Here is a 26,027-nt window from a genome sequence, read left to right on the forward strand (position 1 = left end):
GATAAGGAATGACAAACAATAAAGGGGGATATAAACATGGAAGAACAACCAAAGAAAAAGGTAGGGTTTAATATTATTAAAAACGATCCGATGAAAGGTCATAGCGGATATGGGGCTGGGGTTTTGACGCTCGATAATATTTCTCCGGTCATCATTGATGTTGACGCGGGCGAAGCCGAGGTCGATATTGGGGCGATGCATGCGAGAAGTGCAGTGGAAAAAGGAATCAAATTTTTAAAGACTAAGGAAGAGGTCCCGAATGCAAAACCTTACTGGCTTGTTTGGGTGACTATTGAAGCCACTCAAAATGGTCCGCATTATGCAGGTGTGACAGCTTGTGAAATGATGGTCGATCGTTTAATTAGACGCGGGTACAAATCCCTTCCGGAGCATGTTAACCGGATGGATAAATCGCTAAAACGACATATCATCGTCGACGACATGGATGACAAATCAAAGCGGATACTTGCGGACTTCCTGAAAAACCATGATGCAGGCATGTGGGAACGCTCATCAGCCCAGCTCAAGCAGTCATTGACGGTTTGAATGTGATTTAATGTATTTATGTATGAAATTTGAAGTTTAGTGAAAAATGCACTTGTAGGAAACAGATAAAATCAGTAAACTTAAAGACAGCAGTTTAGACACTGTGGAACTAGGACAGAAAAACCCCGAAGCCGCTACCGGCTTCGGGGTTTTTCGTTATCCCCATGGCTTTAATACTTTTTTGTACCATGGAGTCTTTTGTTCTTCTTCCTTCGGAGTACGTTTTGAATTCTTGCCCTTGAAGTGCTCTACACAGTACTCGACTGGCTCAGTTCCTTTAACATAGTAGGTCAACCTCGAAGCAGGACAGGCCTTCGTTGCCAATTTACCGCTTTCAGGATTCACATAAACTCCGATTACATTTTCCGTTTCCTTAAACGATTTTGGGGGTTGTCCTTGAAGGCCTTTTTCCATATAGGAAGCCCAAATCTTCTTCGCATAGCTTTTTTCAGCTGGAATTTCGATTTTCTTTCCTTGATCATAACCCGTCCAAACTCCGGCAACAAGTTGCGGTGTGTAGCCAATCATCCAGCTATCTGTAGAGGTGGAGCCAGACTTTCCAGCGTATGGGCGTGTCAACTGGGAACTGATTGTGCTGCCAGTCACTTTCGTATAGCCATTTAAAGTTTCATCAAAAACCCCGGTAAGCATCTCGGTCATTACAAAGGCTTTATCCGCATCCAGAATCTGTTCCGCTTTTTTAGTATGGTCAAAAATCACTTCGCCTTTTTGATTTTCAACTCTTTTGATAAAGATGGGTTCAACTTTTTTACCACCGTTAGCCAGAATGCTGTAGGCATTAACCATTTCAATGGCTCGAACACCTGAAGTGCCAAGTGCTAGAGATGGAACAGCATCCATTTTCGACGTGATGCCGAACCTATGCGCCGTATCTACCAAAGATTGCTCACCAAGGAACAAATGCGTTTTTACGGCAAAGATATTGTCCGATAAAGCAATGGCCTGAGCCAATGTGATTTCGCCTTCCGCATATTGATGATTGTAATTGTGCGGCGTGTAAGAAGAGTGACCATCATCAAAAGAAAACGTAGTTGTCTCACTTTTCAAGGTGGTAGATGGTGTAAAACCATTTTCCAGTGCTGAATAGTAGAGCAATGGCTTCATCGTAGAACCAGGCTGGCGAACGGCCTGTGTGGCACGATTAAACGGTGATTCTGTGTAATTTTTACCGCCGACTAATGCACGGACTTCCCCTGTGCCCGGATCCATTGCGACTATAGAAGCTTGAATGCCTGAGGACTTGGGTATGGTAGTAGAAAGAACCTCTTCGGCAATGTCCTGTTGTTTTTCATCAAGAGTCGTATAAACCTTAAGCCCCCCCAGTTCAATCGTCCTGTCATCTATATGAAGCTGAGATTTTAAAGCCTGCTTAACAGCATCCTGGAAATAAGGGGCTGTTTTATTGGTTACAGTCCCGTGCTCGCCTTTTAATGTAAGAGCTGTTTGCAAGGCTTTATCCATATTTGCTTCTGAAATGTAGTTTTTGTTTTTCATGGCTTGCAGGACAATTTGTTGCCTTGATTTTGCTTTTTCCAAGTTATCCAATGGAGAGTAGTTGGACGGCCCTTTAGGTATCCCGGCTAGCATGCTCGCTTCTGAAAGAGTTAAATCCTTGGCATCTTTGCCAAAGTAATATTGACTTGCGGCCTGAGCTCCATAGGCGCCATGACCGTAGTAAATCGTATTTAGATAGCCTTCTAGAATTTCCTTTTTGGAATAGTTCATTTCCAGCCGTATCGTATAAAAGGCTTCATTAAACTTTCGCGTCCAAGTTTTGTCATGGCCGAGAAACAGATTCCTGGCATACTGCTGGGTAATCGTGCTTGCGCCTTGGACCTTCGACCTTGCACGAATATCGGCAAGGATAGCTCCGCCGATTCGTTTTATATCAAAGCCTTTATGAGTGTAAAATTGTCGATCCTCAACCGCAACAGTAGCCTTGATAAGCTGTGGAGAAATCGATTCCATTCCAGCCCAATAACGTTTCTGTCCATTATCGGTTTCACCAATCACATTTCCGCTATCACTATAATAGAGAGTGGACTGTGGCACAACCAAAGGCGGCGGACCTAATATTTTTGCATACACCAGTAAAGAGAGAAGCAATACAAAGAGTATTGTAAGTCCGATTGTGGCAAGAATAATAAAGGCCCGCACATATTTAGTTGTCCTTTTAAATCGTTCGCTTGGAATTAACTCCAATTGCTTTCACCTCTCTTTTTATAAAAAGAATCTATTACTATTATGGAAAAAAAAGAAATTTTTAAACATAAGAACTGTATTTGTGAAATTTAACTTGCAATTCTGCTAGATTCGTCTATAATTTTTCTAGCTAATGACAATAACGAAAATGGGAAACCTATTAGGTGACTTACTATATGAATTGGAAAAGGAGCGTTAATAAATGAGCATTTGGTTTACTGAAAAACAAACAGAGAATTTTGGTATTACGATGAAAGTGAATCGTACTTTACATACGGAGCAAACTGAGTTTCAAAAGCTAGATATGATTGAAACAGAAGAGTGGGGCAATATGCTATTGCTAGATGACATGGTAATGACTTCACAACGCGATGAATTCGTTTACCACGAAATGGTAGCCCATGTTCCTTTATTTACTCATCCTAATCCAGAGAACGTTTTGGTTGTAGGCGGAGGAGACGGTGGAGTAATCCGTGAAATCCTAAAACACCCAAGCGTAAAAAAAGCTACTTTGGTTGATATCGATGGGAAAGTTATCGAATACTCAAAGAAGTTTTTACCTGAAATTGCAGGCATGCTTGAAGATCCACGTGTAGACGTACAAGTAGGCGATGGCTTCATGCACATTGCCAAAAGTGAAAATGAATATGACGTGATCATGGTTGACTCAACTGAACCAGTTGGACCCGCTGTCAACTTATTCACTAAAGGTTTTTATGCTGGGATTTCCAAAGCGTTGAAAGAAGATGGGATTTTTGTGGCACAATCCGATAATCCTTGGTTTAAAGCAGACCTAATTCGTGATGTACAACGTGATGTGAAAGAAATATTCCCAATCACTAGTCTTTATTTAGCGAATATCCCGACATATCCAAGCGGCCTTTGGGCGTTTACGATCGGATCAAAAAAATATAATCCACTAGAAGTGACGGAAGACCGTTTCCATGAAATCGAAACGAAATATTATACAAAAGAACTTCATAAAGCAGCTTTCGTTCTGCCTAAATTCGTTCAAGATTTAGTGAAATAAGGGAGGCGTGGACTATGAAATTCGATGAAGCCTATTCAGGCAATGTATTCATTAAAAGTCATCCGGATTTTGAGGAATCTGAAGCAGTGCTTTACGGTATGCCTATGGACTGGACAGTAAGTTTCCGTCCAGGTTCCCGCTTTGGTCCTACTCGAATTCGTGAAGTTTCTATCGGTTTGGAAGAATACAGCCCGTATTTAGATCGTGAATTAGAAGAAGTGAAATTCTATGATGCTGGGGATATTCCATTGCCATTTGGGAATCCACAACGCAGTATCGATATGATTGAAAAATTTGTTGACGGCGTACTTGATGCAGGTAAATTCCCATTGGGTATGGGCGGGGAGCACCTCGTCACTTGGCCTGTTATTAAGGCTATGTATAAGAAATATCCAGACATGGCTATTATCCATATGGATGCCCATACAGATTTACGCGAGGACTATGAGGGTGAGCCGCTTTCACATGCGTCCATCATCCGCAAATCAGCAGAGCTTATCGGTCCGAAAAATGTTTACTCTTTCGGAATTCGTTCTGGCTTAAAAGAGGAATTTCAATGGGCAAAAGAAAACGGCATGCATATCTCGAAATTTGAAGTTCTTGAGCCACTGAAAGAAGTATTGCCTCAGCTAGCAGGTCGTCCGGTATATGTAACGATTGACATCGATGTTCTTGACCCTGCGCATGCACCGGGAACAGGCACTGTTGATTGTGGAGGCATTACATCTAAAGAGCTTTTAGCCTCGATTCATGAGATAGCGCGTTCTGAAATTAATGTAGTAGGTTGCGATTTAGTTGAAGTGGCACCGATCTATGATCCATCCGAGCAAACAGCGAACACAGCAAGCAAGCTGATTCGCGAAATGCTCCTGGGTTGGGTTCAAAAAGGTTAATGGATGGAAGACTGTTCCTGTTTTTAAGCAGGAATGGTCTTTTTTGTATACGGAGAACAAGAAGACGTGTAGATTTTCTGTATCTGAAAGATACTTTTTTAAAAATTCCACCACACGAAGCAATTATTGCGTTAAAATCAAATGAATTGGCATCACATGTTTTTCAGCAGACTAATCCGCCCAATTTAGATTCAAACTTTATTTTCCGCTCCAAGTTGAAACTTCCCTGAAGAATATTTATACTTATAAAGTTAAGAACGACATGATGAAGGAAGTGTAGCCTTGTCTCTTCATGATATAGATAAACATAATATTAAAGTTACTTTACAGACAAAAATCAAGCATGGCTCGGAAACGGAAACGTATGAGTTGGTTACATTTGGTACAAAAATGTATAAAGGTTCCGATTTGTATTTGCAATATACAGAAGAAAATGAAGCTGGTAAAACGCAGACAACAATCAAGCACAAAACGAATGATACGATTCTGCTTAGAAACGGTGCCATTAAAATGAGGCAGCTTTTCCGCTTGCAGGAAGCGACAAATGGACATTATGAAAGTATATATGGCAGGCTCGGGTTACTGACGACCACGAAGAAAATTCATCATCAATGGGATGAGCAAAAAAAGGAAGGGAAGCTGGTCCTTCACTATACGTTACATATGCAGGGAAGCGAACCCGGGCAATATGAAATGACGATTTCCTACAAGGAGGAAGCATAGAACATGAACATAGTAAAAGAGGTACAGGAAAAACTGAAACAAGAAATTAACGCTGCAGTTATTAAGGCTGGTTTAGCAACGGAAGAGCAAGTTCCAAACGTAGTATTGGAACTGCCGAGAGATAAAACACACGGAGATTATTCCACAAATATGGCGATGCAATTAACAAAGATTGCAAAAAAAGCGCCGAGAATGATAGCTGAAGCAATCATTGAAAACTTTGACAACTCAAAAGCATCAATCGAAAAAATCGAAATTGCAGGACCAGGGTTCATTAACTTCTACATGAATAATTCGTATTTGACAGAACTAATTCCGGTCATTTTGAAAGCGAACGAAGCATATGGAGAAAGTGACTTTGGAAAAGGTGAAAAAATCCAGGTTGAATTTGTTTCTGCGAATCCGACTGGTGATCTTCATCTTGGCCATGCTCGTGGTGCTGCAGTAGGTGATACTTTGTGTAATGTATTGTCTAAAGCAGGTTATGATGTTTCACGTGAATACTACATCAATGATGCAGGAAACCAGATAAATAATTTGGCTATTTCCATAGAAGCACGCTATTTCCAAGCGCTAGGCCTCGAAAAAGATATGCCAGAGGGTGGCTATCATGGCGAAGATATTATTGGCATCGGTAAAACACTTGCAAGTGAATATGGCGATAAATATGTAAACGTTGATGAAAAAGAACGTTTTGACTTTTTCCGTGAGTATGGCTTGAAATATGAAATGCAAAAACTGAAAACAGACTTGGAAAACTTCCGTGTCGGTTTTGATGTATGGTACTCTGAAACTTCTCTTTATCAAGACGGTAAAATTGACGAAGCGCTTGAAGTGTTGAAGGGAAGAGGTCATATTTATGAGGAAGATGGTGCGACATGGTTCCGTTCTACAGAACTTGGCGACGATAAAGACCGCGTTCTTATTAAGCAGGATGGGTCTTACACATACTTGACACCGGATATTGCATACCACCGCAATAAATTGGAGCGCGGCTTTGAAACGTTGATTAATATTTGGGGTGCGGACCATCATGGTTATATCCCGCGTATGAAAGCAGCAATCGAAGCGTTAGGTTATAAACGCGAGCAGCTTGAAGTAGAAATCATTCAGCTTGTCCATCTATACAAAGATGGCGAGAAAATGAAAATGAGTAAGCGTACTGGTAAAGCAGTGACGATGCGTGATCTTATTGAAGAAGTGGGTCTGGATGCAACACGTTATTTCTTTGCGATGAGAAGTGCGGACACACATATGGACTTTGATCTGGATCTTGCAGTGTCACAATCCAATGATAACCCAGTTTATTATGCACAGTATGCCCATGCCCGCATTTCAAGTATTTTACGCCAAGGTGTGGAACAAGGAATCAGCTATGAAGGTACCACTGATTTCTCTGCTCTTTCTACTGAAAAGGAAGTAGAATTATTGAAGAAATTGGGAGAGTTCCCTCAGGCAATTGCAGAAGCTGCCGAAAAAAGGATGCCTCACCGCATGACAAATTATATTTTCGACCTGGCTTCTACATTCCACAGCTTCTACAATGCAGATAAAGTATTGGATGTTGAGAAGATGGATAGAAGTAAGGCCCGTCTGGGTCTTGTCAAATCAGTTCAAATTACGTTGAAAAATGCATTAGCACTGATTGGTGTTTCAGCTCCGGAAAAAATGTAATAAAAAAAGCGACTGTTTCTTGTGAAACAGTCGCTTTTTATTGTATTGATTAACACTCTACAGCACCGCCGCTAATTCTTTTCACACCACGTACCTTAGCGACATCTTCAATAAGTTTCAACATTGCCCGGTCCTTCATTTTAGCTTCAATCATGAAATCGACGTCTTGTCTGAGATCCCTTAGTACTTTCAAAAGGGGCATAATGAATTCAAAATCGATATAATCTGCATGCGAGCGAAATGCACCTGCCGACTTTGGAGAAGAAATATGAACCTTAGGAACCGTCCCAGTCTGATTCCAGGTGGAGAAAATTTGGATGAGCAGCTCGTTAAGCGGCTCATCGGATAGATTCGCTAGATGGTGGTGGTAATCAAAGACAAGCGGAATGTTTTCCTTTTTACACACGATCAAGGTTTCTGATGCTGTATATGTTTTATCGTCATTCTCCAAGGTCATCCTTGCTTTCACATGCTTGGGGAGCGACTTAAGGTTGTCATGAACCCGTATTATGGCTGATTCTTTATCACCATAAGCTCCACCGACATGGATATTGATAAAAGAGGAGTCGGCAATCCCCATCGCATCAAGCATCTTATAGTGAAACTCCATGTCTTTTACGGCATTTTGTGTAATCTCGGGTTTAGGGCTTGTAAACAACGTAAACTGATTAGGGTGAAAGCTAACCCGCATTTTATGTGCAGATATCCAATCGCCGATCTGTTTCCATTCTTGTTTAAAAGGAGTGACAAAATCCCATTCTACCTCGGGGTGCGTGGCTAAAGGAACAATTGAACTGGACATCCGGTAGATTTCTATTTGGTGGGCTGTATTATATTGAAGGACCCTTAATGTACTTTCAATGTTCTGTTTTGTCACACTAAGAAGCTTTTGCATCCCTTCCTCTTGTCCAAGTGCGCTGTACCGCTTAAAGGTAAGCGTCTTAGCGGGGGAAGCTTCCCAAAGACAGGTGGCATTAGATACATATCCAAATCTAATTTTCATTTAATTCTCTCCCTAAAAACGCGATGTTAAAGAAAAGGAGAAAGGATGGAAGCCAGTGATTCTTTTGCTGTACGGACTACATTAATGGAGGATAGTGAATCCCTGCTTAATGGCTTAGATTCAGCTATGTCTACCGCCAATTCCTTTTTTACATCTTCTATAAATGCTCGGTCAAATATCAAACAATTGATTTCACTATTTAAAAATAGACTTCGTTTATCAAAATTAGCAGTACCAACATCACAAATTATATCATCAATCAATATCACTTTAGAATGGTAGAACCCTCTTTGAAATTGCAGAATAGCAGCACCTTCCTTTAATAAAACCCGGAAATAGGGGAAGGATGCCTCTTTGACAAGGGCGTGATCCGACATTTCAGGAACAATGACCGTCACAGAAACCTTGCGTGCAAGGGCTGACCTTAATTCCTGAAACAGTGTTTGACTGGGGATGAAGTATGGGGTTCCGATTATGATTTTTTTCTCAGCTTGCTGAATTAAGCGTGTTAAAGTCTGCTCAAGATGGCTTCCGTTCGTGACAATAACCTGATGAGCCTGAGTACCAGGAACCAAGGTAGGAAAATATGCAGGTGTTCCCCGGTAATCTTCGTTTGTATCGTGAACCCAGTCAGAAAGGAAGACTTCCTGCAAATCCTTAACTCCTTCCCCAGTTATTTTTACATGGTAATCTCTCCAAGGATTTAACTTTTCCCCTTGGTTAATATACTCCCTGCCGATATTAAATCCGCCAAGATAGCCGATCCGACCGTCTATTACGGTTATTTTGCGGTGATTTCTTTTTTGTATCGAATAAAAAAGGAAGGGGAGCTTGGGTTTAAAGCTAAATGAAAAATGAACGCCGCTTTTCTTTAATTCCTGAATGCTCTCCCGGGAAATGTTTTTACTGCCAATCCTGTCGACTAACAGCCTTACTTCTACACCCGCTTCAGCTTTAGTTTGAAGTAACTTTAAAAACTCCTTACTAAATTTATCATTTTTTACTATATAAAAAAGAATATGGATAGAATCCTGAGCTAGCTTGATTTCTTTCATGAAATCATCAAACAGTATTTTCCCTGATGTGAATACAGTCATGTCACTTTTCCGAGGCGGATATTTAATGTTCGTTACCTGCTTCATATTACGCTTATGCCCTAACTTAAAATCGACCCAACACCAAGTGAAGATCAATAAAAAAATAGAGGCAAGCGTAGTGATTATCTTCAACAAAACAAAATCCCCCCTAATTGATTTAATTTAGTTTGGCTCAAGTTACTTGTTCATAACCATCAAAAAAAGAGTGAAGATAAACTACATTTTTTTTCTAAAATAGAAGGTAAATTTACAGAATTGTCGAACTATACAATAAGATGTTGAAAAACAAACCATATTATTTAGAAAGAAAAAGTTGACTGAATGCTCATTCATTATATAATGGAATTAATCAAATTTCAGAAAAATGCCATATTTTCAAATTTATTAAAATGAGCAACTAGGCATTTTACTTGAATAAAAATTTTTTAGAGGGGGAAAGAGTGCATGGAAATGAATGGCCTGCTGTGGATTAACTTAACTGCATTTTTACTTGTAACCGCTTACGCCGCTGGATTATTTGTCTATTTGATAAGGACTCGAATAGCTTATATAAAACTTGGTAAAAAAGTGGAATTCGATAACCGTGTGAAAGATCGTCTCGTGAAAATAGGGGTTTATGTATTTGGACAGAAGAAGCTCTTTAAAGATAAAAAGAGCGGAATCATCCATGCCATGTTATTTTACGGTTTCATCTTAGTGCAATTTGGTGCACTGGACTTTTTTATAAAAGGCTTAAAGCCTGGGTGGCATCTACCGTTTGGCCCCGTGTACCCGGCCTTTACTTTCTTCCAAGAAATCGTGACGCTTACGGTTCTTGTCGCAATCCTTTGGGCAGCTTATCGTCGTTACGTAGAGAAACTTGTTCGTTTGAAAAGAGATTTTAAAGCAGGATTGGTTGTTATCTTCATAACAGGAATCATGATTACAGTGTTACTAGGTAATGGGATGGGAATGATCTGGCACGGACACGAAGCAACTTGGTCAGAGCCAGTTGCCTCTAGTATCGCCTATCTATTTGGCTGGATGGGACCAACAGCAGCGACTGTTGTGTTTTATGTAGCCTGGTGGATGCATTTGCTAATCATATTATCGTTCCTCGTTTATATCCCGCAGTCTAAGCATGCTCACTTAATTGCTGGACCAATAAATGTATTTCTTAACCGTCTGGATAATCCAGGAAAATTAAAGTCGGTAGATTTAGAGGAAGAGGTTTTAGACAAAGAAGGCAATCAATATTATGGTGCCAAATATATCGAGGACTTAACGCAATATCAAATGGTGGACCTCTATGCATGCGTAGAGTGCGGCCGTTGTACGAATATGTGCCCGGCAACTGGTACAGGGAAAATGCTGTCGCCGATGGATATTATCATCAAGATGCGTGACCATTTAACAAATACAGGTGCAGCTGTTACAACAAAGCAGCCATGGGTTCCATCCTTCGTTTTTGGCAATTCAAAGGGAAATAAGATAGCACTAGCCAGTGCCACGCAGGGAGCACAGGAATCAGCTGCAGCAACTGAAGCTTACAGCCCGAGCTTAATTGGAGAAGTCATTACTGAAGAAGAACTTTGGGCATGTACCACTTGCAGGAACTGTGAAGACCAATGTCCGGTAATGAATGAACATGTCGACAAAATTATCGATATGCGCCGATATCTAGTCTTGACTGAAGGTAGGTTGGATCCAGATGCTCAACGTGCGATGACAAACATTGAGAGACAAGGGAACCCTTGGGGATTGAATCGTAAAGAGAGAGAAGACTGGAGAGTCCTGCGTGATGATGTTAACATCCCGACAGTTAAAGAATTGCAAAAAGCAGACGAGGAATTCGAATATTTATTCTGGGTAGGTTCAATGGGATCGTACGATAACCGAAGCCAGAAAATTGCCCTTTCCTTCGCTAAATTAATGAATGAAGCGGGCATCAAATTTGCAATCTTAGGAAATAAGGAGAAAAACTCAGGAGATACTCCTCGCCGATTAGGTAATGAGTTTGTTTTTCAAGAGCTTGCAATGAAAAATATAGAGGAATTCCAGAAAAATGAAATTAAAAAAATCGTGACAATTGATCCGCATGCCTACAATATTTTTAAGAATGAGTATCCGGATTTTGGTTTGGAAGCTGAGGTATATCACCATACTGAATTACTAGCCAAACTTGTCAGTGAAGGCAGATTGGTACCACAGTATCCGGTTAATGAAACGATTACATTCCATGATTCTTGTTATTTGGGAAGATACAATGATGTATACAGTCCGCCACGTGAAATTTTACAATCTATTGAAGGCGTCAAGCTTATTGAGATGGAACGTAACCGTGAAAAAGGCATGTGCTGTGGAGCTGGAGGCGGCTTGATGTGGATGGAAGAAGAAACCGGAAACCGTATAAATGTGGCACGTACTGAACAAGCACTCGCCGTTAACCCAACTGTTATCAGTTCCGGCTGTCCGTACTGTTTGACCATGTTATCTGATGGTACAAAAGCAAAAGAAGTTGAAGAAAATGTAAAAACGTATGATGTAGCCGAATTACTCGAAAAAGCGGTTATTGGTGAAAATAAGTCAATAGCATCTTAATTTTAAATTGAAATTGCCTGCTTCTTTTAAATGAATAAATTCAATTGAAGTAGGCAATTTTTAATTATTTTTGAACTAAATATTTTAATTTTTGTAAAAATTATGTAATATGATATTAAGCGCTTACAATAAATATTTTTTTGATCCTATATTGAGCGAGCGTTCAATCAATGTTACTTAAAGGAGGAAAAAATGATGACAAAAACAGTGATTGTTAGTGGTGTGAGAACACCTTTTGGTAAATTCGGCGGAGGCCTTAGCAGTTTGACAGCATCACAACTTGGAGGAATTGCAATCAAGGAGGCGGTTAAGCGGGCAGGGATTGAAAGCAGCCAGATAGACGAGGTCATTATGGGGAATGTGTTACAAGCAGGTCAAGGCCAAATACCTTCTCGCCAGGCAGCACGTCTTGCAGGATTACCTTGGGAAGTGAAAACCGAAACCATTAATAAAGTATGTGCATCAGGACTTCGTAGTGTGACATTGGCTGATCAGATTATTCGCTTGGGGGAGGAAGAAATCATTGTTGCCGGCGGGATGGAATCGATGAGCAATGCACCTTATATTCTTCCGAAAGCAAGATGGGGACTTAGGATGGGTGATGCCCCGCTTAAGGACACAATGATTTCTGATGGGCTTAGCTGTAGCTTTACCGGCGTACATATGGGTACATACGGCAATAGTACTGCTGAGGAACTTGAACTTACCCGTGAGGACCAAGATAGCTGGGCCTACGAAAGTCATCAAAAAGCGATAAAAGCAATTGATGGCGGTTTCCTTGCTGAAGAAATTATTTCCGTACAGGTTCCGGTACGAAAAGGTGAACCAATTACAATTGAACATGATGAAGGGCCAAGAAAAGATACATCCTCTGAGAAACTCGCTAAATTAGGTCCGGCTTTTAATAACGAAGGGACTATAACTGCAGGAAATGCGCCAGGGGTCAATGATGGAGCAGGCGCACTCGTGTTAATGAGCGAAGATCGTGCGGAAAAAGAAGGGAAAACGCCTTTTGCCTATATTTTAGGTCATGCCGAAGTGGCTGTTGAAGCAAAGGATTTTCCTAAAACACCGGGCTTAGTCATAAATAAAATCTTAGAAAAGACAGGTAAATCGATAGAAGACATTGATTTATTTGAAGTAAACGAAGCATTTGCTGCGGTGGCACTGGCCAGTGGGAAAATTGCCAACATCGAGCCGGAAAAAGTCAATGTGAACGGTGGAGCCGTAGCATTAGGGCACCCAATCGGAGCCAGTGGAGCTCGAATCATCATTACGCTAATGCATGAATTGAAACGGCGTGGCGGTGGATTAGGTATTGCAGCAATTTGTAGTGGCGGCGGCCAAGGAGATGCCATATTAATCGAAGTACCAAAGCAGGGCTGATAGATTCATAGATAAATAAGGAGGGATATTCATGAGCATTCATAAAGTAATGGTCATTGGCGCGGGGCAGATGGGATCTGGTATTGCACAAGTTTGCGCAATGAGCGGTTATGAAGTTCTTTTACATGATTTAAAAGAAGAGTATGTAGAAAAAGGCTTAGGCACAATTATCAAAAATCTTTCCCGTCAAGTTGAAAAAGGGAAAATGGCAGCTGAGGATAAAGATGCAACCCTTTCACGATTGACTTCATCAACAGATTTAAAAAATGCCGCTGGGGTTGATTTGGTGATTGAAGCGGCGATTGAAAATATGGAAATTAAAACAAAGCTATTCGCCGAGTTGGATGAAATTACTCCGAAACACGTAATTCTTGCATCCAATACTTCTTCACTACCGATTACCGAAATAGCCGCCGCCACAAGAAGACCGGAAAAGGTAATTGGCATGCATTTTATGAATCCCGTTCCGGTCATGAAGCTGGTTGAGATTATTCGAGGCCTTGCAACAACGGACGAAGTTTATAAAAAAGTTGAGAAAATGGCGGAATCTCTAAGCAAGGTACCGGTTGAAGTAAATGATTTCCCTGGCTTTGTCTCGAACCGGATTTTGATGCCGATGATTAATGAGGCCATTTATACACTATATGAGGGTGTCGCTACTAAAGAGGCAATCGATGACGTGATGAAGCTAGGAATGAATCATCCGATGGGTCCGTTGACACTAGCTGACTTCATTGGGTTGGACACATGTTTATACATAATGGAAACCCTTCACCAAGGGCTAGGAGATGATAAATACCGTCCATGTCCTCTGTTAAGAAAATATGTAAAAGCAGGGTGGTTAGGTAAGAAGTCAGGGCGTGGCTTTTACGAATATAACAAATCATAGAGAGTATGCAGCTAGGGAGGAATGAAGGAATGGATTTCAAGTTTACAGAAGAGCAGGAAATGATGCGGAAAATGGTACGTGATTTTGCGGTGAATGAGATTACCCCACATATCGAGGCAATGGAAAGAGGAGAGTTCCCCAAAACAATCCTGCATAAAATGGGTGAGCTTGGGTTAATGGGAATCCCGATTCCAGAACAATATGGGGGAGCGGGTATGGACTTTATGTCGTATATTATCGCCATTAATGAAATTTCCAAAGTAAGCCCGACTCTCGGTGTCATATTGTCTGTTCATACTTCTGTTGGAACAAATCCAATCGTTTATTTTGGAACGGATGAGCAGAAGCAAAAATATGTGCCTAAGCTTGCCGCGGGAAAAATGTTAGGTGCTTTTTGTTTAACAGAACAAAGCTCAGGTTCCGATGCTGCTAGTTTGAAATCAAAAGCGGTCAAGGAAGGCGGTATGTATCGAATAAATGGTTCCAAGGTATTTATCACCAACGGTGGCGAAGCAGATGTATATATTATTTTTGCCTCAACCAACCCTGAGAAGGGGAGCAAGGGAATCTCTGCCTTTATCGTAGAAAAAGGAACCCCGGGCTTAATCATTGGAAAAAATGAACGTAAAATGGGTCTTCATGGATCGAGCACCGTACAGGTAACCTTTGAAGATATGAAAATACCTGCAGTTAATATCCTTGGCAACGAAGGTGAGGGCTTTAAGATAGCGATGGCCAACTTGGATTCTGGAAGGATAGGCATTGCTTCTCAAGCACTTGGAATCGCTGAAGGTGCCTTGGAACATGCTGTCCAATATGCAAAAGACAGAGTGCAATTTGGTAAACCAATTGCAACCCAGCAGGGGATTGGTTTCAAGCTGGCTGAAATGGCAACGAACATAGAAGCTTCTAGACTACTGGTCTATCGAGCGGCGTATTTACGCTCCAAAGGATTGAATTGCGGCAAGGAGGCGTCCATGGCTAAGCTATTCGCTTCGAGGACGGCTGTTGAGGTGACAATAGAAGCCGTTCAAGTATACGGCGGCTATGGATACACAACGGAATATCCAGTCGAGCGCTATTTCAGGGATGCAAAGGTAACCGAAATATATGAGGGTACCAGTGAAATACAGAGGATGGTCATCAGTAAAAATCTATAAAAAAGAAAAAAGTGGGGGACACAGTCATGCAATTTAAACTAACAGAAGAACATGAAATGATCAGAAAAATGGTACGCGACTTTGCCCAAAATGAAGTGGCTCCGTCAGCCGCTGAAAGGGATGAAGAAGAACGATTTGACCGTGAGATTTTTGATAAAATGGCTGAACTAGGATTGACAGGGATTCCATGGCCAGAAGAATATGGCGGCATTGGAAGCGATTACTTAGCTTATTGTATCGCGATTGAGGAACTTTCCCGTGTTTGCGCTTCTACGGGAGTAACTTTATCCGCCCATACCTCTCTTGCAGGATGGCCAATTTACAAATTTGGATCTGAAGAGCAAAAACAAAAATACCTTCGTCCGATGGCGCAGGGTGAAAAAATAGGTGCGTATGGTCTGACGGAGCCAAGCTCAGGCTCTGACGCTGGTGGTATGAGAACGACTGCAAAGCTTGTAGGTGATGAATATATTATTAATGGTTCAAAAATTTTCATCACGAATGGCGGGATTGCTGATACGTATGTAGTCTTTGCATTGACAGACCCTGAATCCAAACAAAAAGGAACAAGTGCCTTTATCATTGAAAAAGACTTCCCGGGCTTTAGTGTGGGTAAAAAAGAGAAAAAGCTGGGGATTCGTTCATCACCAACCACGGAAATTATTTTTGATGAGTGCCGTGTGCCTAAAGAAAATCTTCTTGGCAAAGAAGGAGAGGGCTTTAAAATTGCGATGATGACGCTTGATGGTGGCCGTAACGGAATTGCGGCCCAGGCAGTCGGCATTGCACAGGGTGCATTGGATGCAGCAGTTGACTATGCAAAAGAGCGTGTCCAATTTGGAAAACCAATTTCCGCACAGCAAGGCATCGGTTTTAAATTAGCGGATATGGCGACAGGAGTGGAGGCTTCAAGGCTATTAACCTATCAGGCAGCTTGGTTAGAGTCAGAAGGTCTTCCTTATGGAAAAGAGTCGGCAATGTCAAAACTATTTGCAGGGGATACAGCAATGAAAGTGACGACAGAGGCCGTGCAAGTTTTCGGTGGTTATGGATATACAAAAGATTATCCAGTTGAACGCTATATGCGTGATGCAAAAATCACCCAGATCTATGAAGGTACGCAGGAAATTCAAAAGCTGGTCATCTCAAGGATGATAACTAAATAGAATTGAAATCAGGTTTTCCGGTGAGGAATCGTTCTTCCCGGAATACCCTTTTCATTTTTCAAAAGACTGTCTTTTGAACATTAAATGATAGGCTTTCCAAAAGGGGTTAGAAAATGGAAAAAAGAGAAGTTCATGCGTCAGTAAAGGATGAGCGGTTGGTTGAAAAAAGACGTACACAAATGATAAAAGGTGCGGTGACCCTTTTTAAAGAAAAGGGATTTCATCGTACTACGACGAGGGAAATCGCTAAAGCCGCTGGTTTCAGTATAGGTACGTTATATGAGTATATCCGGACAAAGGAAGATGTTTTATATCTGGTCTGTGATTTTATTTACGATGAAGTTCAGGAAAAACTTCAGAAAGAAATTGAACAGAGTGATGGGACACTAGAAAGTCTGAAACTGACAATCGCTTATTTTTATCAAGTAATGGATGATATGCAGGACGAAGTTCTAGTTATGTATCAAGAAGTGAAAGCTCTGACGAAAGATGCATTACCATACGTGCTAAACAAAGAAATCCAGATGGTAGGTATGTTTGAAAAGGTCATAACAAAATGTGTCGAAAATGGGGAGCTTCTGTTAACGGAAAATCAAATAAGTCTTGTTTCTCATAACATTTTTGTTCAGGGACAGATGTGGAGTTTTAGAAGATGGGCTTTACACAAAAAGTATACGCTTCAAGAGTATGTTGAACTGCAGACACAATTATTGATTCAAAATGTATCGATTCAGAAAAGTACTTTGATATGAATTCGTTTCAATAAGGAGGAGCTAAATGAGTACAGTTGAGGTGTATAAACCAAAGAACCATATCCGATTCGTGACTGCTTCGAGTTTATTTGATGGACATGATGCATCTATTAACATCATGAGGAGAATTCTTCAGGCTAGCGGTGCGGAGGTTATTCACCTAGGCCATAATCGCTCGGTAGAGGAAATAGTTAACGCGGCGATCCAAGAGGATGTTCAAGGTATAGCGATGTCATCTTACCAAGGTGGGCATGTGGAATATTTTAAATACATGTATGATTTGTTGAAGGAAAAGGGAGCTCAGCACATTCGGATTTTTGCCGGCGGAGGAGGAGTCATTATCCCGCGGGAAATTAAAGAGCTTCATGAGTATGGAATTGCCCGTATTTTCTCTCCAGATGAGGGACGGGAGTATGGGCTTCAAGGCATGATTAATGTATTGATGGAGGAGTGCGACTTTTCAACCGTCAAACCATCCTTGCAGGAACGCTTTGATGAACTGATCGCAGGGGAAACAAGTGCCATTGCCCAATATATTACCTTCGCTGAAAATAGACTCGATGCTGTAAATGAATCCGCGGCTGCAGTGGAGAGCCTCCTTGAGCAAATCAAGACATCTGAAAAGCAGGTTCCGGTTCTTGGGATAACAGGGACGGGCGGAGCAGGGAAAAGTTCGCTGACTGATGAATTGATTCGTCGATTTATAAACGAAATTCCAGATAAGAAGGTGGCCATCCTTTCTGTCGACCCGACAAAGCAAAAAACAGGTGGTGCCTTGCTGGGTGACCGAATCCGAATGAATGCAATTTTTTCTGAGCGTGTTTACATGCGGAGCCTAGCCACTCGTCATTCAAAAAGTGAGTTGTCTTTAGCGATTAAAGATGCCATTTCGGTTGTGAAGGCAGCTGGCGTCGATTTAATTATCGTTGAAACGAGCGGGATCGGTCAGGGGGATGCGGAGATTGCTGAGATATGCGATGTGGCTATGTATGTGATGACGAGTGAGTTCGGTGCTCCTTCCCAGCTTGAAAAAATTGATATGATTGATTATGCCGATTTAATAGTGATAAACAAATATGAGCGTAAAGGTTCCGAGGATGCAAAAAACCAAGTTCAAAAACAATATCAACGTAGCCGTACGCTTTTTGATCAAGATCCTTCTGAAATGCCTGTCTATGGCACAATTGCTTCCCAATTCAATGATCCAGGAACGAATGCATTATTCGCTGCACTAATTGAAAAATTAAATGAAAAAGCAGGGACAGAATGGAGTACTACTTTTTCAAAAGAAGCGGAAGTATACAAACAAAATGTCATAATTCCAACCGACCGCCGCTATTATTTACGTGAAATCAGTGATACGGTCCGATCGTATCATAAACGGGCTGGTGAACAAGTCCGTTTTGCCCGCAGACTCTTTCAGCTCGAAGGAGCAATTGAAGCAGTTAAGGAAAATGAAAGTAATGAAGACATTATCACTTCTCTGGAAACACTGAAAAAAGAAACCGCCTCCAAATTATCTGCTGAATCAAAAAAGATCCTTTCTGGATGGATGGACTTAAAAGAAAAATATGCAGGGGAGCAGTTTGTAACAAAAATCCGGGATAAAGAAATCATCACAAAGCTGAAAACTAAAAGTTTATCAGGTCTAATGATTCCGAGAGTATCACTGCCTAAATATGTGGACTATGGAGAAATATTAAGTTGGGTCTTCCGTGAAAACGTACCTGGCTTCTTCCCTTATACAGCCGGAGTCTTTCCATTCAAGCGTGAGGGAGAAGACCCTAAGCGGCAATTTGCTGGTGAAGGTTCACCTGATCGAACCAACCGACGTTTTCATTATTTGTCTAAGGACGATAATGCCAAACGACTCAGTACGGCTTTCGATTCTGTGACGTTATATGGGGAAGATCCTGATTACCGGCCGGATATTTATGGAAAGGTAGGTGAAAGCGGCGTCAGTATCTGTACGTTGGATGACATGAAAAAATTGTATGCTGGCTTCGACCTATGCCACCCATCGACATCTGTATCCATGACTATCAATGGTCCTGCGCCAATTATTTTGGCTATGTATATGAATACAGCGATTGATCAACAGGTTCAACTGAAAGAAAAAGAGTTGGGCCGTTCCCTTACAGACGCCGAAACTGAACAAGTGCAGGCTTACACGCTTCAAACGGTACGCGGGACTGTTCAAGCTGATATTCTAAAAGAAGACCAAGGGCAGAATACATGCATCTTTTCCACAGAATTTGCCCTAAGGCTAATGGGGGACATCCAAGCGTATTTTATTGATAATAAAGTCAGAAATTATTATTCGGTATCCATTTCTGGGTATCATATCGCTGAAGCAGGCGCCAATCCTATTTCACAATTGGCTTTTACTTTAGCAAACGGATTTACTTATATAGAGTATTACTTAAGCCGCGGAATGAATATTGATGACTTTGCGCCGAATTTGTCTTTCTTCTTCTCGAATGGGCTAGACCCGGAATATACGGTTATCGGAAGGGTTGCAAGACGGATCTGGGCGATAGTCATGCGTGATAAATATGGAGCGAATGACCGTAGTCAGAAGTTGAAATATCATATCCAGACGTCGGGGCGCTCTCTCCATGCGCAGGAAATTGATTTTAACGATATCCGAACGACACTTCAGGCATTAATGGCCCTGCAAGACAACTGCAACTCCCTGCATACGAATGCATACGATGAGGCTATCACTACACCTACGGAAGAGTCTGTACGTCGTGCAATGGCTATTCAAATGATCATTACAAAGGAGCACGGGCTATCAAAAAATGAAAACCCGATGCAGGGTGCTTTTGTAGTAGAAGAGTTGACAGATCTGGTTGAGGAAGCGGTACTACAAGAGTTTGATCGCATCAATGATCGGGGCGGTGTATTGGGTGCTATGGAGACACAATATCAACGCGGGAAAATCCAGGATGAATCCATGCATTACGAAATGAAAAAGCATACGGGAGAATTGCCGATTATTGGGGTTAATACGTACTTGAATCCTAACCCTCCTTCAGAAGAAGCTGTGAACAGCATGGAGATTGCCCGTGCCACGAAAGAAGAAAAGGAAGGGCAGATCATTAACTTACAGGCATTTCAGGAAAAAAATAAAGCGTTCATAGAAGAAGCCCTAACTAATTTAAAAGCAGCGGCGATGAACGGGGAAAATATTTTTGCTGAACTCATGAATTGTGTGAGAGTGGCTAGCTTGGGCCAGATTACACGTGCATTATATGATGTCGGCGGACAATATCGAAGAAATATGTAAAGTTAAGGGGTACTCCGAAATTGAGGAGGCCCCTTTTTTAAAAAAATTCCGAGTTTTTTTCGCAAAATGTAAATTTTCCCTTATAATTATTTGGTAAAGGGGCAAAAATGATGAATCAGCCCTATTGGAGTTGAAAAAATGAACCTGAAGATGATTGGATTAATCATAGGTTATATTTTTGCTATCATTATTTTATTTGAGTTGTATGAGCATCAATTAGGCGCCGTTTCCTTTTTTATTCTATCTGTAGTATTTTTTACTGCAGCCTATCGTCAGAAATCATTGAAGAGTAAATAAAATCTGTTTAAAGATTTCTGTTTACATAAACGTAAGGGTAAATCTGTGAAAGTATCAGATAGAACTAGCATAAACCCAATTAGATTGTTTATAATGGAGTATATGTCTAGCAGGAATTGTCGTTATTTTATCGAAATACTGTTTTAGATTATTTTTTTATGTGAAAAAACACAGAATTTAGTGTTTGAATAGAGAAGGGAAGTGCGGAATTTGAGTTTAAAACAATACTCAAAAGAGCAGTTATTGGAAATGTCCTTAATAGAGATGGCATATGATTTGTTAGTGGAAAGAAATGAACCGATTCCATTTAAAGATTTAATAAGTGAGTTAGCTACGCTTCATCATTTATCTAAAGCAGAAGTGGCAAAAAGAATTGCTCAATTCTATACAGATTTGAATGTAGATGGCCGATTTACTTCACTTGGAGACAACCGCTGGGGATTGAAAACATGGTACCCAGTTGACCAAATTGAAGAAGAAGTTGTACATGTTGTAAAACCGAAGAAGAAAAAGAAAGCTAAAAAAGCCGCTGTGATTGTCGACGATTTCGATGAGCTTGAAGATGAAGATCTTGATTTTGAAGAAGATATCGATGATTTAGACGAAGATGAGGATGACGACGACGATGATCTTTTAGATGCTCCAGTAATCGACGAGGAACTTTTAGAAGATGACGTAGACGATGATGACGATCTAGAAGAAGAAATAATTGAAGACGAAGCATTTGTCCTAGAAGACGATGAGGACGAAGATGAAGACGAAGAAGAGCTTGATGAAGATCATGAGAAATAAATAATCGCCCTTGACTTTTTAAGGCGAAATTTGTAGAATCATTTTTGGGCTCCTTAAAAAAGGACACAATGATTAAATTATATCGCTCCCTTACTTTTATTGTAAGCGGAGCGTTTTTGTTTTTATTGATGGAATGAATAAATGACATCATTTTTTTATTTTTTTAAAATGATTTCTCTTATAAGGGTAAAACTATAGAGAACATAATTAAATGTTACTGTCATTTAAGGAAATTTATTCTTATTCGTGTATCCGGCATGACTCTCACTAAAGACCTTTAAGTAATTATTGGTTTGTACTGCTTTGCGGTCTTAAACGAAAAGGACAAGAAGTTAAAACCTGCCTTGTGCTTTTAAACCGCCAGTTTGGCGGCAGAAATTTAATTTATATCATAAAGATGCGGGTTCTGTTTTAAATGTATTTGAAAAAGTAAGAGAACAGCATTGGATGAAAACATTCTATAGGAGGATATGAGATGACAAAATATATTTTTGTAACAGGTGGAGTAGTTTCTTCCTTAGGAAAAGGGATAACAGCTGCTTCTTTAGGTAGACTTTTAAAAAATAGAGGCTTGAATGTAACGATTCAAAAATTTGACCCTTATATTAACTTAGATCCAGGGACAATGAGTCCTTATCAACATGGTGAAGTGTTTGTAACGGATGATGGTGCTGAAACGGATTTGGACCTTGGTCATTACGAGCGTTTTATTGACATTAACCTTGGTAAACACAGCAATGTGACAACAGGTAAAATTTATTCAACCGTCCTAAGAAAAGAGCGCCGTGGCGACTACTTAGGTGGAACAGTTCAAGTTATTCCCCATATCACAAATGAAATTAAAGAACGGGTATTCCGTTCAGGTAATGAAACTAATGCGGATATAGTCATCACTGAAATCGGTGGTACGGTCGGGGATATTGAGTCTCTTCCATTCCTTGAAGCGATTCGTCAAATTAAAAGTGATATCGGAATCAATAATGTTATGTATATCCACTGTACACTTGTTCCTTACATCAAAGCTGCTGGTGAAATGAAAACAAAACCGACACAGCATAGTGTAAAAGAATTGCGTAGTCTTGGAATTCAGCCGAATATCATCGTTGCACGTACAGAAAGCCCAATTTCACAAGATATGAAGGATAAAATTGCGTTATTCTGCGATATCGATAAAAATTCAGTTATCGAATGTCTAGATGCAGATACACTTTACTCTATCCCTCTTGCGCTTCAAGCACAAAACATGGACCAAATCGTTTGTGATCACTTGAAATTGGACTGTGGCGAAGCGGATATGGAAGATTGGAAAGAACTTGTCAAAAAGGTTACTTCTTTATCAAAGAAAACGAAAATCGCTCTTGTCGGAAAATATGTTGAATTACAAGATGCTTACCTTTCTGTAGTGGAAGCACTTAAGCATGCAGGTTACGCATTTGATGCCGATGTTGAAATCGACTGGATAAATTCTGAAGATGTTACAAAAGAAAATGTGGCTGAACTTCTTAAAGATGCAGATGGAATCCTTGTTCCTGGTGGATTTGGAGATCGTGGAATCGAAGGGAAAATTGCAGCTACTGAATTTGCTCGCACGACAAAAACACCATTCTTCGGAATCTGTTTAGGCATGCAGTTGGCATCCATTGAATATGCACGCAACGTTCTAGGATTGCCAGAAGCGCACTCAGCTGAAATTAACGAGGAAACTCCAGACCCAATTATTGATCTTCTTCCTGAGCAAAAGGATGTAGAAGATTTGGGTGGTACACTGCGTCTTGGTCTATACCCTTGTAAGCTTATCGAAGGAACTAAAGCATACGAAGCGTATAATGACGAGGTTGTTTATGAACGTCACCGTCACCGTTATGAATTCAACAACCATTACCGTCCAGCTATGGAAGAGGCAGGATTTGTCTTTTCTGGTACAAGCCCAGATGGTCGCCTAGTTGAAATCATTGAATTAAAAGATCATCCTTGGTTCGTGGCTTCACAATTCCATCCGGAATTCACGTCACGTCCTAACCGTCCACAGCCACTATTCCGTGACTTCGTTGGCATGTCTTTAAAAAATAATAAAAAACAATAATAAAACAAAAAACAGCCCATGTGGCTGTTTTTTTTATTGAAGAATTAATCTTCATTTTTATATTCTTGAATAATTTCTACAAGGGTGAATTTAATTCCATAATAAGCAAAAAGAGCCGCAATGAGGGTTGGATACCCATATCGATTTCCTGTTTCATCGGGGATTAAGCCTCGTTGAATTCGTAAATCGATATGTACATCAGCAAGCTCCAAAAGCGATTCTTCTTCTGATGGAACAGCTGTTGAAACCGCTACAAATGGTATATCCTGCTTCTGAAGCTGTTTAGCCAGATTTACGGCTTCTAAATCGTTTGAATGGCGGCTGAATAAAAGAAACCGATCTTCTCGGGAAATAGCCGCGCCATCTTCGTATCTTTTTGCTTTAGGAAAGGGTTCCTCCCCTTCCAACGCTTCAGCTGCCACTCCTTGCATTTCACCGAAGCCGTGTACAAAAACAGATCCGTCTCCGACCGCAGCCTGAGCTAACAAGCGTCCGGCATCCTCCATTTCGAAGGCTTCCTTTTCTATCATTTTTTTAAATAAACCGCTTATCTGCGTCGAAAAAATTTTTAACATGCTTAGAAACTCCTTTAAAAATAGTACCCCTATTATAAAGGACTTTCCCCTGCATTGACAGGTTTCGGGGCTTAAGGCTGAAAAGGCGAATTTACATAATCGATTGAAAAAACAAAAAAATATAAATCCTTTTAGCCATATGGCAGGAATTTTGTTACAATTATCGAATATGAACATAGAAATCAGTGATAAAATAGAAGCATTGACATCTATGTAATTTGACGGCAATCTAACGAACTACCTTTTGGCAGGTAATTTAGTCAGGCAGATACATTTTTTATAATAATAAATTGGGAAGAGGTGAGGTGAAAAAATGTCAGGGAAAATATTAATTGTTGATGATCAATTTGGGATTCGTATTTTATTGAACGAGGTTTTACATAAAGAAGGGTATGATACATTTCAAGCAGCGAATGGCATTCAAGCCTTAGAAGTGCTAAATAATCATTCACCTGATCTTGTATTACTGGATATGAAGATTCCAGGAATGGATGGAATTGAGATTTTGAAGCGGATGAAGGTAGTTGATCCAGACATTCGGGTCATTATTATGACTGCTTATGGTGAACTTGATATGATTCAAGAAGCAAAAGACTTAGGAGCCATGACTCACTTTGCCAAGCCGTTTGACATTGATGATATTAGAAAAGCTGTGCGTGAATACTTGCCAATTCAATCAAGTTAACAGTCTTTATGATTAATATTATTATAAATTAAAGAATGCCACGGCTATCTTTTAAAAGATGAGCCGTGTTTTTTTGGAATAAATTTGAGACTTGATATAGTGAATTTGTTGCTGTTTTTTTCATGTATTGATATGCTAAAAGAGGAGAGATATTCCGATTTATAAGTGTATGTTCCAAAGGTTTTAGGGAATATCTAGATAGAATTAACTTTAAATAATAAACATTCACTAGTAGGAGGAAATCAAATGCCTTTAGTTTCTATGAAAGATATGCTGAATAAAGCTCTTGATGAAAAATATGCAGTAGGTCAATTTAATATTAATAATCTGGAATGGACACAAGCTATTCTAGCTGCTGCAGAAGAAGAAAAATCTCCAGTCATTCTTGGTGTTTCTGAAGGGGCTGCCCGTCATATGGGTGGTTTCAAAACGACAGTTATGATGGTTCAAGGTTTATTGGAAGACATGAAAATCACAGTACCTGTGGCAATTCATCTTGACCATGGTTCAAGCTTTGATAAATGTAAAGAAGCTATCGAGGCAGGATTTACGTCCGTAATGATCGATGCTTCACATCACCCAATTGAAGAAAATATTGAGACGACGAAGAAAGTTGTTGAATATGCTCACGCACGCAATGTTTCCGTTGAGGCAGAAGTGGGAACTGTTGGTGGACAAGAAGACGATATAATCGCTGATGGAGTCGTATATGCAGACCCTCAAGAGTGCGAACAGCTAGTTAAAGAAACGAATGTTGACTGCTTTGCACCAGCATTGGGATCTGTTCATGGTCCATATAAAGGAGAACCTAACCTAGGATATAAAGAAATGGAAGAGGTACGGGATTTAACACACAAACCTCTAGTACTCCATGGCGGTACAGGTATTCCTACGAAAGATATCCAAAAAGCGATCTCTCTTGGAACATCAAAAATCAATGTGAATACTGAAAATCAGATTGTTTTCACAAAAGCTGTACGTGAGGTTCTAAATAGCAACTCAGAAGTTTACGATCCTCGTAAATTCTTGGTACCTGGCCGTGAAGCGATTAAAGAGACTGTCATCGGAAAGATAAGGGAATTTGGTTCAAACGGTAAAGCGTAATTCTATAGCCTTTAGGTTTTATCATTTTTAAATGATTCAGAATATCCATCAGGGGGGCACTCTTCCCCTTTGATGGT

21 protein-coding genes are annotated in these 26,027 nt (G+C 40.4%); 17 read left to right on the forward strand and 4 right to left on the reverse strand.

What is annotated here, in order from left to right; genetic code table 11:
• Positions 1–36 precede the first annotated feature (36 nt).
• The gene (locus AKG34_RS22835) at positions 37–546 is read left to right on the forward strand and encodes a YwhD family protein (protein ID WP_053348436.1); all 510 of its coding nucleotides are present in this window, start codon (positions 37–39) and stop codon (positions 544–546) included.
• Between the two features lie 156 nt (positions 547–702).
• On the opposite strand, the gene AKG34_RS22840 is transcribed toward AKG34_RS22835, so the two are convergent.
• Positions 703–2,769 carry a transglycosylase domain-containing protein gene (locus AKG34_RS22840; RefSeq protein WP_053348437.1) on the reverse strand — a complete coding sequence of 689 codons (2,067 nt, stop codon included), beginning with the start codon at positions 2,767–2,769 and terminating at the stop codon, positions 703–705.
• Between the two features lie 202 nt (positions 2,770–2,971).
• Between AKG34_RS22840 and speE the strand changes: the two genes are divergently transcribed.
• The 4 genes from speE to argS all read left to right on the forward strand — a co-directional run bounded on the left by speE (position 2,972) and on the right by argS (position 7,089).
• Positions 2,972–3,799: a spermidine synthase gene (speE, locus tag AKG34_RS22845; RefSeq protein ID WP_053348438.1), complete on the forward strand. Its 828-nt coding sequence runs from the start codon at positions 2,972–2,974 to the stop codon at positions 3,797–3,799.
• 14 nt (positions 3,800–3,813) lie between these two features.
• A complete protein-coding gene (gene speB, locus AKG34_RS22850; protein ID WP_053348439.1) occupies positions 3,814–4,692 on the forward strand; it encodes an agmatinase in 879 nt (292 codons plus the stop codon).
• Between the two features lie 282 nt (positions 4,693–4,974).
• Positions 4,975–5,415 (forward strand): YwiB family protein, encoded by a 441-nt coding sequence (locus AKG34_RS22855; RefSeq protein WP_053348440.1) that lies wholly within the window; start codon positions 4,975–4,977, stop codon positions 5,413–5,415.
• Positions 5,416–5,418: 3 nt separating this feature from the next.
• A complete protein-coding gene (gene argS, locus AKG34_RS22860; RefSeq protein WP_053348441.1) occupies positions 5,419–7,089 on the forward strand; it encodes an arginine--tRNA ligase in 1,671 nt (556 codons plus the stop codon).
• 49 nt (positions 7,090–7,138) lie between these two features.
• Here argS and uvsE read toward each other — a convergent pair whose 3' ends face one another.
• Together uvsE and cls are read right to left on the reverse strand one after the other, a co-directional pair.
• A complete protein-coding gene (gene uvsE, locus AKG34_RS22865; protein WP_053348442.1) occupies positions 7,139–8,092 on the reverse strand; it encodes a UV DNA damage repair endonuclease UvsE in 954 nt (317 codons plus the stop codon).
• Positions 8,093–8,118: 26 nt separating this feature from the next.
• Positions 8,119–9,321, reverse strand: coding sequence for a cardiolipin synthase (gene cls, locus AKG34_RS22870; RefSeq protein WP_053348855.1), 1,203 nt, complete (start codon positions 9,319–9,321; stop codon positions 8,119–8,121).
• A 318-nt stretch (positions 9,322–9,639) separates the two neighbouring features.
• Here cls and AKG34_RS22875 point away from each other — a divergent pair, with 318 nt between their 5' ends.
• From AKG34_RS22875 to AKG34_RS22915, 10 genes are all read left to right on the forward strand, one after another.
• Positions 9,640–11,769, forward strand: a complete 2,130-nt coding sequence (locus tag AKG34_RS22875; RefSeq protein WP_053348856.1) for a (Fe-S)-binding protein — start codon at positions 9,640–9,642, stop codon at positions 11,767–11,769.
• A 195-nt stretch (positions 11,770–11,964) separates the two neighbouring features.
• A complete protein-coding gene (locus AKG34_RS22880; RefSeq protein ID WP_053348443.1) occupies positions 11,965–13,155 on the forward strand; it encodes an acetyl-CoA C-acetyltransferase in 1,191 nt (396 codons plus the stop codon).
• A gap of 31 nt (positions 13,156–13,186) precedes the next feature.
• On the forward strand, positions 13,187–14,044 hold the full coding sequence (locus tag AKG34_RS22885; protein WP_053348444.1) for a 3-hydroxybutyryl-CoA dehydrogenase: 858 nt from the start codon (positions 13,187–13,189) through the stop codon (positions 14,042–14,044).
• Between the two features lie 29 nt (positions 14,045–14,073).
• The gene (locus tag AKG34_RS22890) at positions 14,074–15,204 is read left to right on the forward strand and encodes an acyl-CoA dehydrogenase (protein ID WP_053348445.1); all 1,131 of its coding nucleotides are present in this window, start codon (positions 14,074–14,076) and stop codon (positions 15,202–15,204) included.
• A gap of 26 nt (positions 15,205–15,230) precedes the next feature.
• Positions 15,231–16,370 (forward strand): acyl-CoA dehydrogenase, encoded by a 1,140-nt coding sequence (locus AKG34_RS22895; protein ID WP_053348446.1) that lies wholly within the window; start codon positions 15,231–15,233, stop codon positions 16,368–16,370.
• Between the two features lie 113 nt (positions 16,371–16,483).
• Entirely contained in the window at positions 16,484–17,122 is a 639-nt protein-coding gene (locus tag AKG34_RS22900; protein ID WP_053348447.1) for a TetR/AcrR family transcriptional regulator, read from the forward strand.
• Between the two features lie 25 nt (positions 17,123–17,147).
• Positions 17,148–20,414 (forward strand): fused isobutyryl-CoA mutase/GTPase IcmF, encoded by a 3,267-nt coding sequence (icmF, locus tag AKG34_RS22905; RefSeq protein ID WP_053348448.1) that lies wholly within the window; start codon positions 17,148–17,150, stop codon positions 20,412–20,414.
• 138 nt (positions 20,415–20,552) lie between these two features.
• The gene (locus tag AKG34_RS28145; protein WP_157443906.1) at positions 20,553–20,711 is read left to right on the forward strand and encodes a hypothetical protein; all 159 of its coding nucleotides are present in this window, start codon (positions 20,553–20,555) and stop codon (positions 20,709–20,711) included.
• Between the two features lie 201 nt (positions 20,712–20,912).
• Positions 20,913–21,503, forward strand: coding sequence for a DNA-directed RNA polymerase subunit delta (gene rpoE, locus AKG34_RS22910; protein ID WP_309446281.1), 591 nt, complete (start codon positions 20,913–20,915; stop codon positions 21,501–21,503).
• 475 nt (positions 21,504–21,978) lie between these two features.
• Positions 21,979–23,586, forward strand: coding sequence for a CTP synthase (locus AKG34_RS22915; protein ID WP_053348450.1), 1,608 nt, complete (start codon positions 21,979–21,981; stop codon positions 23,584–23,586).
• 44 nt (positions 23,587–23,630) lie between these two features.
• Here AKG34_RS22915 and AKG34_RS22920 read toward each other — a convergent pair whose 3' ends face one another.
• On the reverse strand, positions 23,631–24,161 hold the full coding sequence (locus AKG34_RS22920; protein ID WP_053348451.1) for a DUF2529 domain-containing protein: 531 nt from the start codon (positions 24,159–24,161) through the stop codon (positions 23,631–23,633).
• Positions 24,162–24,474: 313 nt separating this feature from the next.
• On the opposite strand from AKG34_RS22920, the gene AKG34_RS22925 reads away from it, so the two are divergent.
• Positions 24,475–24,846 (forward strand): response regulator, encoded by a 372-nt coding sequence (locus AKG34_RS22925; protein WP_053348452.1) that lies wholly within the window; start codon positions 24,475–24,477, stop codon positions 24,844–24,846.
• Between the two features lie 246 nt (positions 24,847–25,092).
• Positions 25,093–25,950, forward strand: coding sequence for a class II fructose-bisphosphate aldolase (locus AKG34_RS22930; RefSeq protein ID WP_053348453.1), 858 nt, complete (start codon positions 25,093–25,095; stop codon positions 25,948–25,950).
• The last annotated feature ends 77 nt before the right edge of the window (positions 25,951–26,027 follow it).

Source organism: Peribacillus butanolivorans (assembly GCF_001273755.1).
Taxonomy (GTDB): domain Bacteria; phylum Bacillota; class Bacilli; order Bacillales; family DSM-1321; genus Peribacillus; species Peribacillus butanolivorans.